Origin of the sequence: Sphingomonas chungangi (assembly GCF_013778325.1) — a bacterium.
In the GTDB taxonomy this organism is placed as follows: Bacteria; Pseudomonadota; Alphaproteobacteria; order Sphingomonadales; family Sphingomonadaceae; genus Solisphingomonas; species Solisphingomonas chungangi.
The window spans coordinates 110419-124307 of record NZ_JACEIB010000007.1; the positions used below are offsets into that span (position 1 = coordinate 110419).

The window sequence follows — 13889 nt, forward strand, 5'->3', positions numbered from 1 at the left end:
ACGATGATGACGACCCGCTTCGCGCTGCTCGCCGCTTTGATGCTCGCCGTTCCGGCCACCGCCGCGGCGCCGATCGAGGTAGCCGTCACCAACGTCCAGCAGGCCAAGGGCCGCATCCACGTCGACATCTGCACCGAGAAGCTCTTCATGGGCAGCGACTGCGTCTATTCGGCGGAGGCTCCGGCGGTGCTGGGCACGACGATCGTGACGGTGCCCAACGTGCCGCCCGGCCGCTACGCCGCGCAGGTGTTCCACGACGTCAATTCCAGCGGCAAGCTGGAGCGCGGGCTGTTCGGCATCCCCAAGGAGCCGATCGGCGTCTCGCGCGACGCGCCGATCCACTTCGGGCCGCCGAAATGGCAGGATGCCTTTTTCGATCATGGCGCCGAGACGCAAAGGATCACGTTGAGCCTGCGCTCCAAATTCTTCTAAAGCGCCGCTCGTCATGACCCATCCGCTCGCCCGCCTCGTCGCGTTCGCATGCCGTCGCCCGTGGGCGGTGCTGGGCATCGCCCTGCTGCTGACGGTCGCGGCGGGCATCTTCGTAAGCCAGCGCTTCGCGATGACCACCGATGCGACGCAGCTGATCTCGCCCAAGGTCGACTGGCGGCTGAACGAGCGCAGGATGGACGCCGCCTTCCCGCAGAATGGCGACACCCTGCTGGTGGTGGTGGACGGCGCGACGCCCGAGATCGCGGAGGCCTTCACCGCCGCGCTGTTCCAGAGGATGGCGGCGGACAAGGCGCATTTCCGTCGCGTCACCCGCCCCGACGGCGGCGACTATTTCGCGCGCGAGGGCCTGCTGTTCGGCAGCATGGACGACGTGAACGCGGCCACCCGGCAGATGACGGCAGCCCAGCCCCTTTTGGGGCCGCTGGCGGGCGATCCGTCGCTGCGCGGCATCGCGGGGGCTCTCGACACGATGCTGACCGGCGTGCAGCGCGGGCAGGCGGAATTGGCCGACATCGACAAGCCGGTCGCTTCGCTGGCCGACGCGCTCGATGCGCAGTCGAAAGGCAAGCCGGCCTTCTTCTCGTGGCAGGCTCTGCTGGCGGGCGACGGCAAGGGTGCGCTCTCCGCACCCAAACGCCGCCTGATCCTCGCCACCCCGGTGCTGGATTATGGCAGCCTGATGCCCGGAGAGCCTGCCTCCGACGCGGTGCGTGGCTATGTGAAGGCCCTCAACCTCGATGCTGCGCACGGTGCGCGCGTCCGCTTGACCGGATCGGTGCCGCTCTCCGACGAGGAATTCGCCAGCCTCGAGGATCATGCCTGGCTGGTGGGCGCATCGATGATCCTGTTCATGGTGGTGACGTTGCGCCTCGCCGTCCGCTCCTGGCGGATCGTCGGCGCGATCCTCGGCACCACGATCGCGGGCCTGGTCGTCACCGCCGCGATCGGGCTGGCGGCGGTGGGGCGCTTCAACCTGATCTCGGTCGCCTTCATCCCGCTGTTCGTCGGGTTGGGCGTCGATTTCGGTATCCAGCTCGGCGTCCGCTTCCAGGCCGAGCGGCTGGACCATGCGAACCGCGCGCAGGCGATGACGGCAGCGGCGGTCGCGCTCGCCGGGCCGCTGTTGCTGGCGGCGGGCGCGGTGTGCCTCGGCTTCTTCGCCTTCCTGCCGACCGACTATGTGGGCATCGCCGAACTCGGCGTGATCGCCGGTATCGGCATGGTGATCGCGCTGATCTTCGCGGTGACGCTGCTGCCCGCGTTGCTGATGCTGCTCCGGCCTGGCGCGCCGCAGGCCGAGCTCGGCAATCCGAAGCTGGCCTGGCTCGACGACCTGCTGCTTCGGAAACGCAAGCTGGTGCTGGCGCTGTTCGGCCTGTCGATGCTGCTCAGCATCGCGAGCCTGTTCTGGGTGCGATTCGATTTCAACCCGTTCCACCTGCGCAACCCGAATTTCGAGGCGCTGGCGACGCTCAATGAGCTGATGGCTGACCCTGATCGCGATCCCAACACGATCGATATCCTGATGCCGAACCTGCCGGCCGCGCAGGCGCTCGCAGCGAAGCTCTCCAGGCTGCCCGAGGTTGGCCACGCCATTACCGCCGCGAGCTTCGTGCCGGCCGATCAGGCGCCCAAGCTCGCGGCGATCGGCAATGCGCAGGCGCTGCTCGATTTCTCGCTCAACCCGTTCGCCCCCGCCTTGCCGGCCAGCGATGCCGATACGATCGCGGCGCTCCGCCACACCGCGCAGGGACTACGGCAGACCGCGAGCGGCCGGGACAAGCCGAGCGCCGATGCCCGCAGGCTCGCCGACGCCTTCGACCACCTTGCCGGCGCGGCCCCCGACGCACGGGCGAGGGCGACGACGCTGCTCGTGGCGCCCCTGAATGGGATGCTCGACCAGATGCGCAACGCGCTCGCCGCGCAGCCGGTCACGGTTGTGACCTTGCCCGAGGCGGTGAAGCAGGACTGGATCGCGAAGGATGGGCAGGCTCGTATCCAGCTCACCGCCGCACCAGCCTTTCGTGGCAGCGACAAGGGGCTGGCCAGGTTCGTCGCCGCCGTCCGCAAGATCGCACCCGATGCCACCGGCACCGCCGTCTCCACCCAGGCTGCCGCGCGCACCGTCGCCAAGGCTTTCGTGCAGGCGGGCGCATTGGCGCTGGTGGTGGTGAGTTTGCTGCTGCTCGCCGTGTTGCGCAGCGCCCGCGAGGTGGCGTTCACGCTGGCGCCGGTGGTGCTGTCGGGCTTCCTGACGCTGGGGACGTGCGTGCTGATCGGTCAGCCGATCAATTTCGCCAACATCATCGCCTTTCCGCTGCTGTTCGGAGTCGGCGTCGCCTTCCACATCTATTTCGTGATGGCGTGGCGGGCCGGTGCGACCGAACTTTTGCAATCGCCGCTCGCCCGCGCGGTGTTCTTCTCGGCGCTGGCGACGGGCAGCGCCTTCGGATCGCTCTGGCTCTCGCGCCATCCCGGTACGGCGAGCATGGGCAAGATTCTGATGCTGTCGCTGGCGTGGACGCTGGTGTGCGCGCTGATCTTCGAGCCGGCGCTCCTCGGGCCGCAGAAACGGAAAGGCCGCTGATTATTGCGGCGGCTGGCCCGTCGGTGGGTTCGGCCCACTGCTGGGCGTCTTGCCTTCCAGCCCCTTCTCGCGATCCTTGCCTTCCTCGCGATAGGCGTCGGCCTGATCGTGATAGATGTCCTTCGCGGTCCTGGTCGGCTGCTGCTCGGCCTGCGCATCGATCTGGTCGGCCTTGTTGTCATAGGCCTGGCGTACGGCGTCGCCCTGCGTCTTCTCGTGGCATCCCGACAGCAGGGGCAAGGCAAGCAGGCTCAGGACCAGCAGACGCATCGTGATTCCTCCCAATCGCCGCTCAAGCGAGCGGGACGGCCAGGTGGTTCCGATAGTCGAGAAAAGTGGGGAGCTTCTGTTGCTCGGTGCTCCCCGTACCGCCGGTATCCGATTCTGTTGCCCGGTTCGGCCCGAACCGCGCTCTGGTTGAAGTAACTTATCCGTTAGGACTCGTTACGCGGCCAGGGCGAGCGCCTCGTTGTCGTTGGCACTTGTGGTTTTGATCGGTTTTACGGCTCAATCAGGCCGGGCAAAAATAGCAAGCTCGTACACACGTCGATCCTAGTTCGGCCCCATCAGAAGCCCGGCTGTTGGAAGGCCGGGTTGTGGTGGAGCCGCCGGGTACCGCCCCCGGGTCCGCTGCGCCTCACTCGATATCATTTATCACCATAGCCGGCCCCGAAAGGACGGCAGGAACGATATAGGGGGAGAGGCTTAAGCAGGCAACCTCAACCCCGGATACGCTCCATATAGTGGCGCCGGCACAATGCGATGTAGCGGTCGTTGCCGCCGATGCCGATCTGGTCGCCGACGGTGATGGCATTGCCGTGCTCGTCGATGCGCAGGTTCATCGTCGCCTTGCGGCCGCAATTGCAGACCGTCTTGATCTCCGAGAGGATGTCGGCGAGCGCCAGCAGCGCCGCAGATCCTTCGAACAGCTCGGCGCGGAAATCGGTGCGCAGGCCGTAGCAGAGTACGGGCACGCCCATCTCGTCGCAGACGCGGGCGAGCTGGAGGGCCTGCGCGCGCGTCAGGAACTGCGCCTCGTCGATCAGCACGCAGCCGACCGCGCCGCCCTGCCGCGCGTCCGATACCTCGGCATGGAGGTCGGTGGCCGTATCGAAGGGCGTCGCCTCCGCCTTCAGCCCGATGCGTGAATCGATCACGCCATGACCGCCGCGATCGTGCACGCCGGCCGTGAACAGCAAAGTCCGCATGCCGCGCTCGGCATAATTGAAGGCGGATTGCAGCAGCTGGGTCGATTTGCCGGCGTTCATCGCGGAATAATAGAAATAGAGCTTGGCCATCGCCGCCCGATCCCACGCCGGGCCGTAGGGCGCAACCTCAGGACTTGGTGAGCGTCATCGTGTCGCCCGAGATCGAGACGGTGTCGATCCGGCTGAGGAAGCTCTGGCCGAGCAACGCGATGTCGCTCGGCGTGTCGAGCACGGTCGCCTGCACGTCGAGCAGCTGGATGTCGCCGATGCGCAGCCGGGGCAGGGTGACGCGTGCCGCCATGATCTGGCCGGATGCGGTCTCCATCTGCTGGTCGTAGCTCAGGTGATCGACATCGACGCCGACGAATTGCGCCTGTGCCTTGCTGAGCGCGACGGTGGTGGCGCCGGTATCGACGAGGAAGTTGAGCGATCTGCCGGCGACGTCGCCGTCGGTGAAGAAATGACCCTGCCAGCCGCGGTAGATCTTTACGGTGCCGGCACTGGCGTGGGGCGTCTGCCAGTTCGCGGCCGCCGCCGCCGGAGCCGGCTGGGCGGGGGCGTGGCGGGTCAGCCCGCTGCCGATCGCGAGACCGAAGATCGCCGCCGATCCGAGAATCATCACCGTGCCGCGCATGCCATTCCTCGAACCTGACGAGTCGGGAATAAGGCATCGCGCTTAACGGACGGTATCAGCCCCAGGCGAGGCCGATCGCATGATCGCGGACCGCGCGCGGCCATGGCTGGGCGAGCGCTTCGAAACGGGCGCGGTCGTCCGCATAGAGGGCGCGGATTGCCTCTTCGTAGCCGGGGCGGTCGCCCGCCATGGAGGTGAGGAAGCGGTAGGCGGCGTTGCGGCGGGCCGGCCCGTGTCCCTCCGCCTTGCGCGCGGCATCGACCAGCTTGCGCAGCGCCGCCGAGGCGCCGCCGGGCTGCTCGTTCAGCCAGTCCCAATGGCGGGGCAGCAGCGTCACCTCGCGTGCCACGACGCCGAGCGCGGGGCGTCCCCTTCCGCGCGGCGCTTCCGGCTCGGTCGGCGCGCGCAGGTCGAAATCGATCTGGCGACCGTCATCGTCGTCGAACACCAGTAGGTCGTCGGCGCGGGGCAGGCCGGGCATGGCCTGGAGCGCGGCGACGATCTCGGCACGGCTGCCGCTCGCCACCCACATCTCCTGCGCGAAGGCGGTATAGGTCTTCATCGTCGTCTCCCTTTTCGGGAGGCGATTTATGTCCGGATCAAATTCAAGTCAATATAACCCGGATATTATTCAGAATCGGTCCGATCCTCGGGCAGATCGCGCGCGATCTCGGGGCGGCGCAGCACCGCCTCGATATGGCTGCCCTCGTCGAAGCTCTCGTCGGCGAGGAACTTGAGCTTCGCGGCGAACTTGAGCTGTACGCGCTTCGCCACCTCGCGCTGGAGATAGGCGGTGTTGGTGCGCAGCGCCTTCAACACCGCCTCCTCGTCCGCCCCGAGCAGCGACTTGATGAACACGGTGGCGTGCTTGAGGTCGGGAGACATGCGCACCTCCGTCACCGAGACGGTGTGCGTGGCGAGCACGTCGTCATGCACATCCCCGCGCGCGAGGATCTCGGAGAGGATATGGCGCACCTGCTCGCCCACGCGGAGCAGGCGGACGGAACGGCCTTCGGAGGTTTCGGTGTGGCGCATTTTTCTCAGACTATGTGGTTATCGTTTGCCCACCAAATCATGTAGGCAATCAGTCCCAGCAGCCCCGCTCCCGGCAGCGTCGCTACGATATCCAATGCCGCCCAGGCATAGCGTCGATCAATGATATCGCGACTCGTCGCGCGACCGCCGACGACGGCTACAAGGAACGCGACGGAGGCAAGAAGCGCGACAAACAGCTTGTCGTTCACATTCTCGCCTCCGGCTAAACGTCCTTACAGAGTCCGCTCGCGCATCTCGACCTCGAACGTCTCGAGGAAGTCGCCCGGCTTGATGTCGGTGTGGCTCTCGAAGGTCACGCCGCACTCGAGGCCCGCGCGGACTTCCGGCACGTCGTCCTTGAAGCGGCGCAGCGACGCGATCGAGCCGTTGTAGATGATGACATCCTCGCGGGTGATGCGCGCGCGCAGCGCCTTGCGAATGAAGCCCTCGACCACGAGCAGACCCGCTGCACGGCCGTGCTTGCCCGCCGAAAAGACCTCGCGGATTTCCGCGCGGCCGACGACATGCTCGATCGCTTCCGGCCCGAGCTGGCCGGCCATGGCGGCGCGGATCTCGTCGAGCAGGTCGTAGATCACGTCGTAATATTTCAGCGCAACCTGATCGCGGGTGGCGATCTCGCGGGCCTTGGCATTGGCGCGGACGTTGAAGCCGATGATCGGCGCGCGGCTCGCCGCCGCCAGCGTCACGTCGCTCTCGGTGATGCCGCCGACGCCCGAGTGCAGGATGCGCACCTGGATGAGATCGGTCGAGATCTTGTTGAGCGAGCCGACGATGGCCTCCACCGAACCCTGCGTGTCCGCCTTCACGACCACCGGATATTGCTGGGCCTGCTTCTCGCGGAGCTGCGAGAACATCGATTCCAGCGAGGCCGGGGCCTGGGTGGTGCGCTTGGCCTGGATGACGCCGGCGCGATAGGCGGCAACCTCGCGGGCGCGCGCCTCGTTCTCCACCACGGTGAGCGGATCGCCGGCGCCCGGCACGCCCGACAGGCCGAGCACCTCGACCGGCATGGACGGGCCGGCTTCCTTGATATTCTTGCCCTTGTCGTCAATCAGCGCGCGCACCTTGCCGCTCTCCGCGCCGACGACGAAGATGTCGCCGACCCTGAGCGTGCCCTTGCGGACGAGGATCGTCGCGACCGGGCCGCGGCCCTTGTCGAGCTGCGCCTCGACCACGGTGCCTTCGGCCTCGCGATCGGGATTGGCCTTGAGCTCGAGCAGTTCGGCCTGGAGCAGGATCTTCTCGATCAGCTCGTCGAGGCCGGTCTTGGCGAGCGCCGAGACCTCGACGTCCTGCACGTCGCCGCCCATCTCTTCGACCTGGACGTCGTACTGGAGTAGCGCCTCGCGGACCTTCTGCGGGTTGCCGCCCGGCTTGTCGACCTTGTTGATCGCCACGATCATCGGCACGCCGGCCGCCTTGGTGTGGTTGATCGCCTCGATCGTCTGCGGGCGGATGCCGTCGTCGGCGGCGACCACCACCACCACGATGTCCGTGATGTTGGCGCCGCGCCCGCGCATCTCGGAGAAGGCCTCGTGGCCGGGCGTATCGAGGAAGGTGATCCGGTCGCCCGACTTCACCTGCACCTGATAGGCGCCGATATGCTGGGTGATGCCGCCGGCCTCACCGCGCACCACGTCGGTGCCGCGCAGCGCGTCCAGCAGCGAGGTCTTGCCGTGATCGACATGGCCCATGATCGTGACGACGGGCGCGCGCGGCTGCAGCGTGTCTTCGGGATCGGCATCGTGGCTGGCAACGATGTCGATGTCGCTTTCGGAGACGCGCTTCAGCGTGTGGCCGAATTCGGTCACCAGCAGCTCGGCGGTGTCCTGGTCGATCGTCTGGGTGAGCGTGACCGGCATGCCCATCTTGAAGAGCGCCTTCACCAGATCGGCACCGCGCTCGGCCATGCGGTTGGCGAGCTCGGCGACGGTGATCGTCTCCGGCACCACGACCTCGCGGACCTGCTTGACCTGCGGGCCGCCCTGCTGGTGGTGGCGCTTGTCCTTTTCACGCGCACGCTTGAGCGCGGCGAGCGAGCGGGCACGGGCGCCGCCCTCGTCGTCGAGCGCGCGGGTGACGGTGAGCTTGCCCGACTGGCGGCGGTCGTCGCCGCCCGGACGGCCGGCGGCGGTGCGCGCCGGGCGCGCCGGCGGCTCGGGCCGGGCAACCGGCGTGAAGCGGCGGGGAGGCGGGGTGCCGGCGCTGGAACGAGCCTCGGGCTGCGCTTCCTCGGCTTGCGCCGCGGCGGCGGGCGCAGCGGGGGACTCCTCAGCGGCCTTGGTGGTTTCCTCGGCGGCACGCTGGGCGTCCGCCTCGGCCTGCTTGGCGCGCTCTTCCTCTGCGCGCTTATTCTCTTCGGCGCGGCGCTTTTCTTCCTCGCTCGCCTCGGCGCGCATGCGCTCCTCGCGGCGGCGATTTTCCTCGTTCGCCGCCATGCGAGCCTCTTCGGCCTCGCGGAGCAGGCGCTCCTGCTGCTCGCGGCGCTCGAGCGGCGTCATTGGGCGCTGCAGCGCCGCGGCCTGCGGACGCGGGGCCGGCGCGGCTGGGCGCGGCGCGGGGGCAGCGGGAGCCGCCGCCTTCTGCACCTCTGGCTCGGGGACCGGAGCGGCGGCCGGGGTCGACTGCGGCTCGGGATCGCCCGGGCGGCGCAGCACGCGGGAACGCTTGGTCTCCACGATCACGGTGTTCGAGCGGCCGTGGCTGAAGCTCTGCTTCACCTTGCCCGTCTCGACCGTGCGCTTGAGGCCCAGCGGCGCGCGCATACCCAGCTTCGGCTTTTCAGAATCGCTCATCGACTACCCAAATCCTCAAACATCGTCGCCGGCGGCCGGGCCGTCGGCGTTTTCCAAACCCGTAGGGGCCGTAAAGCCCCGCGAAGAGTCGCGAGGCTCGGCCCCACTTTTCCGTCCGATAAATCCGCGCCAGCGAGACAAAGCTTGGCTGACGCGGTGGGCGGCAGCCCGGTCTGTCAGCGCGACATGTACCACATTTTCGCGGCCCAGCGCCATCGACAATATATTGCGGGGCAGCGGCAATACCAGACCCCGGAGGTCCGATCCTTCGGCATCGTTGCCGACGCGCAACGCCTGGTCGAGCTTGCGGTTGCCATCTTCGCCCGCGTCGCTCGCGTGGAGCAGCAGGTGGACGCGGCCCTTGCGCGCGGCCTCCCCGATCCGGTCCGAGCCGACGGAGACGGTGCCGGCGCGGGATTCGAGGCCGAGCCGATCGAGGAAGGCGCGCTCCAGCGCGGTCTCGATCATCTGGCCGAGATCGTCGGGGATCGTCAGCGGCTTGCCCTTGAAGGCACGCGCGAGCGCGCCCTTGAGTTTGCCCTTCTTCTGCGCGGCATCGAGCGTCTCGCGATCGACGCCCAGCCATGCGCCCCGGCCGGGCGCCTTGGCGCGGATGTCGGGCAATACGAGGCCGTCCAGCGAGATGGCGAGGCGGATCAGATTGTCCTTCGCGTCATGCGCGCCGGACAGGATGCACTTGCGCTCGGGTGTGTGGCCCTCGGCCACTTCTTCTCCGTTCGTGTCGAGCGAAGTCGAGACACGTTCTCCCGCCGCGTCCCTCGACTTCGCTCGGGACGACTTTTCGCCTTTGGTGGGGGCGCTTAGATGCTCATCGTGTGCCATTCGCGGGAGCGACCTCCTGCACAGGCACGGGCGGCCGGTCGGCGATCAGGATGCCGCCGGCGCCATAATTCTCAGGTGAAACTTCCTCGATCACGACCTGGACGGCGGCCGGGTTCTTGCCCAGCCGCGTGACCAGCGAGGCCGTCACGTCCGCGACGATCCCCGCTTTCTGCTCCTTGCTTGCGGAGCCCGCCATCCTGATCGAGACGAACGGCATCTTACGCGTCGTCCTCCGGCGCCAGCGCCTCGTTTTCCACGGCCACGGCGGCGGGCTGCGGCTCGTCGTCGAACCAGCCGGCGGCGGTGCGGGCGGCCATGATGATCTCGTTGCCCTGATCGTCCGAGAGGCCGTAGGCGGCGAGCACGCCGCCCTTGTCCTCGGCGCGCTGCGGCTTGGCCGGCGCGCCTTCGGCTCGGCGGCGCGGCTCGGCGCGCTTCTTCTGGACTAGCTCGTCGGTGGCGAGATCGCCCACGTCGTCGAGCGTCTTGATCCCCGCCTTGCCGAGCGTGACCAGCATCGCCTCGGTCAGATAAGGCAGCTCCAGCAGCGCGTCCTCGACGCCGAGGTTGGTGCGCTCCTCGCGGGCCGCGGCCTCGCGGCGCTCTAGCGCTTCCTGTGCGCGACTCTGCAACTCGGCGGCGAGATCCTCGTCGAAGCCCTCGATCGCGCTGATCTCGGCGGCGTCGACATAGGCGACCTCCTCGAGGCTGCCGAAGCCCTCGGCGACGAGCAGTTGAGACAGCGTCTCGTCGACGTCCAGCTCGCCCTCGAACATGTTCGAGCGCTCGACGAACTCCTTCTGGCGCTTCTCGGAGGCATCGGCCTCGGTCAGGATGTCGATCGCCTTGCCGGTCAGCTGCGAAGCCAGGCGGACGTTCTGGCCGCGGCGGCCGATCGCTAGCGAAAGCTGATCGTCGGGGACGACCACCTCGATCCGCTCGTCATCCTCGTCGATCACGACGCGGGCGACGTTGGCCGGCTGCAGCGCGTTGACCACGAAGGTGGCGACGTCGGGCGACCAGGGGATGATGTCGATCTTCTCGCCCTGCATCTCCTGCACGACGGCCTGCACGCGGCTGCCCTTCATGCCGACGCAGGCGCCGACCGGATCGATCGACGAATCGCGGCTGATCACGCCGATCTTGGCGCGCGAGCCCGGATCGCGGGCGGCCGCCATGATTGTGATCACGCCGTCGTAGATTTCGGGCACTTCCTGCGCGAACAGCTTCTTCATGAAATCGGGGTGCGCGCGCGAGAGGAAGATCTGCGGCCCGCGCACCTCGCGCGCGACCTTGAGGATGATCGAGCGGATGCGATCTCCGACGCGGACCACCTCGCGAGGGATCTGCGCGTCGCGGCGGATGACGCCCTCGGCGCGGCCGAGATCGACGACGACATGGCCGAACTCGACGCGCTTCACCACGCCGGTGATGATCTCGCCGACGCGATCCTTGAACTCGCCATATTGACGCTCGCGCTCGGCATCCCGAACCTTCTGGAAGATGATCTGCTTGGAGGCCTGCGCCTGGATGCGGCCGAACTCGATCGGGGGCAGCGGATCGACGATGTAGTCGCCGATCGAGGCGCCCTTCTGCAGCTTGTCGGCATCGGCCGGCGAGATCTGCGTGAAATAATTGTCGACAGCCTCGACCACCTCGACGACGCGCCACAGGCGTAGATCGCCGCTCTTCGGGTCGATCTTGGCGCGGATGTCGTTCTCGGCGCCGTAGCGGGTCTTGGCGGCGCGCTGGATGGCGTCTTCCATGGCCTCGATCACGATCTCGCGATCGATGAGCTTCTCCTTCGCCACCGAATCGGCGATGGCGAGCAGCTCGGCCTTGTTGGCGGAGAGAACGGTGGCCACGGTTCAGGCTTCCTTTTCGATGATGCGGTCCGCACCCTCTGTCGAGAGTGGCGCGGTGGCCTTGATGAGCGCGTCGGTCAAGAGCAGCTTGGCGGACGCGAGTGAAGTGAAGGGAAAAACGAACGGCTCGCCGGACTTGGCCAGCGTCACCTCGATGGTGCCGTCGGCGACCCCGTTGAGGCGACCGTCGAGTTGCTTGCGGCCGTCGATTTCCTCGGCCAGCCGGATGCGGGCGTCGAAGCCGGCCCAGTCGGTAAAGTCCTGCAGCCGCGTCAGCGGCCGGTCGATGCCGGGCGACGAGACCTCCAGCCGATAGGCCTCTTCGATCGGGTCCTCGGCGTCGAGCACCTCGGAGATGCGTCGCGAGAGCGCCTCGCAATCCGAGATGTCGAGCTGGCGGGTGTCGGGCCGCTCGGCCATCACCTGCAGCGTCGGATCGGACCTGCCGCCGAACATCGCCACGCGCACGAGGTCCAGCCCGAGCGCTTTCGCTTCGGGCTCGATCAGGCGGGTGAGTAAAGCGATGTCGGCCATACGACTCCAGGAAAAACATAAGCCGCCTCGCAGCCGGCCCCGGTTGGGGCCAGCCTCGGCAGAGTTTCCAATGTCGAGAAGGCAACGCGCATATAATCCGGTTGACGCCTTTCGGCAAGCGTGGCCGAAAGAGGCGCGGGGGTGATCTGGAGTAGCCCGATGCGTCCCCTCTTTTTCCTCGCCCTCGCCGCCGCTTTGGCGGCGCCCGTCGCCGCCGAGCAGAATTTCGGCGACGCCAAGCCCAATCCCGCCAAGCCCTTCGTCGTAACCCCAGTCGCGACCTTCGACTATCCGTGGCGGATCGCCTTCCTGCCCGACGGGCGCATGCTGGTCACCGAGAAGCCGGGCAAGCTCTACCTCGTCAGCCAGACCGGCACCAAGCAGCAGGTCTCGGGCGTCCCGGCAGTCCACTATGATTCGGATCAGGAGGGTCTGCTCGGCGTCTTCCTCTCGCCGCATTTCGCGACGGATCACATGATCTACCTGACCTACTCCGAGCCGGGCTCCGACGGTTCGGGCCTCGCGCTGGCACGGGCGACGCTGAGCGGCACTGCGCTCTCCGGTCTCAAGGTGATCTGGCGACAGATCCCGTTCGGCAAGGGCGGGCAGGACGGGGGTATCGTCACCTTCGATCCGAGCGGGAAATATCTTTTCCTGGCGGTCGGCGAACGCCAGCGCTTCACGCCCGCGCAGGATCCCAACCAGGCGACCGGCAAGATCCTGCGCCTCACGCTCGACGGCAAGCCGGCGCCGGGCAACCCGATGGCGGGCAAGCTCGGCTCGCAGACCGTCACCGTTACCGACCCGCCACAGGATACGGTCGCGGCAAAGACCGCCAGGGGCCGCACCGTGAAGCTGCCTGGGCCGAACCTGGTGCCGTCCGAGACGTGGACCACCGGCCACCGCAACCCCTACGGCCTCGCCTTCGATGCCAAGGGCACGCTGTGGGAGGTCGAGATGGGGCCCAAGGGCGGTGACGAGCTCAATATCCTGAAGCCGGGGAAGAATTACGGCTGGCCGGTGGTCTCCAACGGCATCAACTATGACGGCAAGCCGATTCCCCGGCACGACACCCATCCGGAATTCGAGAAGCCGGTCGTCTATTGGACACCGGTGATCGCGCCCGCTGGCCTTGCTTTCTACTACAAGTCGTTGTTCCCGCAGTGGAAAGGGTCGGCGTTCATCGGGGGTCTCGCCAGCGAGGCGCTGGTCCGCATCGCCTTCGACGGCCCCAACGGCGCGCGCGAGGCCGAGCGCTGGGAGATGGGTCATCGCATCCGCGACGTGGAGGTCGCCCCCGATGGCGCGCTCTGGGTGATCGAGGACGAGGAAGGGGGGCGGCTGCTCAGGCTGACGCCGAAGAAGTGATCCGGGAATGACTATCGGCTCCGCACTGGCTGGGTTGTCCCGAAGCAGGGGGTGACGGCATGGGGCGGAGTTTCGGCGGCGCGGCTATGATCGCCGCATGCCTTGCATGGCGGGCGGGCGCCGAGGTGCCGGCCCCGAGGCCGCCGGTCGCCATTCTCAGGCCGCCGCCCATCGTCGTGCCGCCTCCGGAGAGTGACACCAATTTCTGGGGCCGCCGCCCCGATCGGCAGATCGCGATCAACATGGGCGAAAGCGTCTTTCCGTCGATCGACGGGGAAAAGCCGATGGTTCGTTTCGAGTGGCCGTTCGAATTCGCGGCCGGATTTCTTCGTCTTCCATCGGGCAGGTTCGAGACCGGCTTCTGGAGCTGCGCGCTGGTCTCGATCCAGGGCGCGAAGCCTGTCTGGTATCTGGTGCTCATCCGGAACGGCGCGATCCGGATCAATCTGAGGGGCATGAACGCCAGCGACGATTATCCGTCGCAAACGTGCCGGCAGGGCGTCGAACGCGGCTTGCTCATCGCGATCACCCGGGAAAACAGCTGAG

General features: G+C 67.4%; 15 protein-coding genes and 1 other RNA gene. 4 read left to right on the forward strand and 12 right to left on the reverse strand.

The features are described from left to right. Window positions 1-3 precede the first annotated feature (3 nt). Window positions 4-432 carry a DUF2141 domain-containing protein gene (locus tag HZF05_RS11750; RefSeq protein ID WP_246331949.1) on the forward strand — a complete coding sequence of 143 codons (429 nt, stop codon included), beginning with the start codon at window positions 4-6 and terminating at the stop codon, window positions 430-432. A gap of 13 nt (window positions 433-445) precedes the next feature. Beyond that, on the forward strand, window positions 446-3040 hold the full coding sequence (locus HZF05_RS11755; protein ID WP_160366551.1) for an MMPL family transporter: 2595 nt from the start codon (window positions 446-448) through the stop codon (window positions 3038-3040). Here the strand turns inward: HZF05_RS11755 and HZF05_RS11760 are convergent, their stop codons facing one another. From HZF05_RS11760 to rimP, 12 genes are all read right to left on the reverse strand, one after another. Further along, window positions 3041-3310 carry a hypothetical protein gene (locus tag HZF05_RS11760; RefSeq protein WP_160366552.1) on the reverse strand — a complete coding sequence of 90 codons (270 nt, stop codon included), beginning with the start codon at window positions 3308-3310 and terminating at the stop codon, window positions 3041-3043. 103 nt (window positions 3311-3413) lie between these two features. Then, window positions 3414-3761: a transfer-messenger RNA gene (gene ssrA / locus HZF05_RS11765) on the reverse strand. Next, window positions 3760-4338 (reverse strand): thymidine kinase, encoded by a 579-nt coding sequence (locus HZF05_RS11770; protein WP_160366553.1) that lies wholly within the window; start codon window positions 4336-4338, stop codon window positions 3760-3762. Before HZF05_RS11770 ends, ssrA begins: the two co-directional genes overlap by 2 nt. 37 nt (window positions 4339-4375) lie before the next feature. Further along, window positions 4376-4882: a retropepsin-like aspartic protease family protein gene (locus HZF05_RS11775; protein WP_160366554.1), complete on the reverse strand. Its 507-nt coding sequence runs from the start codon at window positions 4880-4882 to the stop codon at window positions 4376-4378. Between the two features lie 55 nt (window positions 4883-4937). Then, window positions 4938-5444, reverse strand: a complete 507-nt coding sequence (locus tag HZF05_RS11780) for a DUF2239 family protein (protein WP_160366555.1) — start codon at window positions 5442-5444, stop codon at window positions 4938-4940. Window positions 5445-5509: 65 nt separating this feature from the next. Then, a complete protein-coding gene (gene rbfA / locus HZF05_RS11785) occupies window positions 5510-5917 on the reverse strand; it encodes a 30S ribosome-binding factor RbfA (RefSeq protein WP_160366556.1) in 408 nt (135 codons plus the stop codon). A gap of 5 nt (window positions 5918-5922) precedes the next feature. Next, on the reverse strand, window positions 5923-6126 hold the full coding sequence (locus HZF05_RS11790) for a hypothetical protein (protein ID WP_160366557.1): 204 nt from the start codon (window positions 6124-6126) through the stop codon (window positions 5923-5925). A 24-nt stretch (window positions 6127-6150) separates the two neighbouring features. After that, on the reverse strand, window positions 6151-8733 hold the full coding sequence (gene infB, locus HZF05_RS11795; RefSeq protein WP_160366558.1) for a translation initiation factor IF-2: 2583 nt from the start codon (window positions 8731-8733) through the stop codon (window positions 6151-6153). Between the two features lie 15 nt (window positions 8734-8748). Next, on the reverse strand, window positions 8749-9459 hold the full coding sequence (locus HZF05_RS11800) for a DUF448 domain-containing protein (protein WP_343046883.1): 711 nt from the start codon (window positions 9457-9459) through the stop codon (window positions 8749-8751). Between the two features lie 103 nt (window positions 9460-9562). Then, on the reverse strand, window positions 9563-9793 hold the full coding sequence (locus HZF05_RS11805; RefSeq protein ID WP_160366560.1) for a tautomerase family protein: 231 nt from the start codon (window positions 9791-9793) through the stop codon (window positions 9563-9565). Between the two features lies 1 nt (window position 9794). After that, window positions 9795-11441 carry a transcription termination factor NusA gene (gene nusA / locus HZF05_RS11810; protein WP_160366561.1) on the reverse strand — a complete coding sequence of 549 codons (1647 nt, stop codon included), beginning with the start codon at window positions 11439-11441 and terminating at the stop codon, window positions 9795-9797. A 3-nt stretch (window positions 11442-11444) separates the two neighbouring features. Next, window positions 11445-11975 (reverse strand): ribosome maturation protein RimP, encoded by a 531-nt coding sequence (gene rimP, locus HZF05_RS11815; RefSeq protein WP_160366562.1) that lies wholly within the window; start codon window positions 11973-11975, stop codon window positions 11445-11447. A 159-nt stretch (window positions 11976-12134) separates the two neighbouring features. Between rimP and HZF05_RS11820 the strand changes: the two genes are divergently transcribed. Beyond that, window positions 12135-13343, forward strand: a complete 1209-nt coding sequence (locus HZF05_RS11820; RefSeq protein WP_160366563.1) for a PQQ-dependent sugar dehydrogenase — start codon at window positions 12135-12137, stop codon at window positions 13341-13343. A gap of 59 nt (window positions 13344-13402) precedes the next feature. Continuing rightward, a complete protein-coding gene (locus HZF05_RS11825) occupies window positions 13403-13888 on the forward strand; it encodes a hypothetical protein (protein WP_160366564.1) in 486 nt (161 codons plus the stop codon). Window position 13889: the final 1 nt, after the last annotated feature.